Genomic DNA, 415 nt, shown 5'->3' with positions numbered 1-415 from the left:
GCGACGCCGTCACCGGCGCGACCACCTTCCACATCGAGCCGAGCCTGGATTCCGGGCCCATCTACGGTGTCGTCACCGAGACCGTCCAGCCGACCGACACCGCCGGGGATTTGCTTGAGCGCCTGGCCCATTCGGGTGCGGCGCTGCTGTCCGCGACGCTGGACGGCATCGCCGACGGGACACTGTCGCCGCGGCCGCAACCGGCCGAGGGGGTCAGCCTGGCGCCGAAGATCACCGTCGAACAGGCCCGGGTGCGCTGGGACCTGCCGGCGCCGGTGGTGGAGCGGCGCATCCGCGCCGTCACGCCCAACCCCGGCGCCTGGACGCTGATCGGCGGCCTGCGCATCAAACTCGGACCGGTGCGCCTCGACGGTGATGCGCCGATGCCGTTGTCGCCGGGCACCGTTCGCGTCGA

1 protein-coding gene is annotated in these 415 nt (G+C 72.8%); it reads left to right on the top strand.

Annotation, left to right across the window (positions count from 1 at the left end):
• Positions 1 to 415: methionyl-tRNA formyltransferase (locus tag FPZ47_RS27985; protein ID WP_428321259.1), on the top strand; the 415-nt coding region annotated here is incomplete at both ends.

It is taken from the genome of Mycobacterium helveticum, assembly GCF_007714205.1.
Lineage (GTDB): Bacteria > Actinomycetota > Actinomycetes > Mycobacteriales > Mycobacteriaceae > Mycobacterium > Mycobacterium helveticum.
This window is presented reverse-complemented; position numbering and strand designations above follow the sequence as displayed.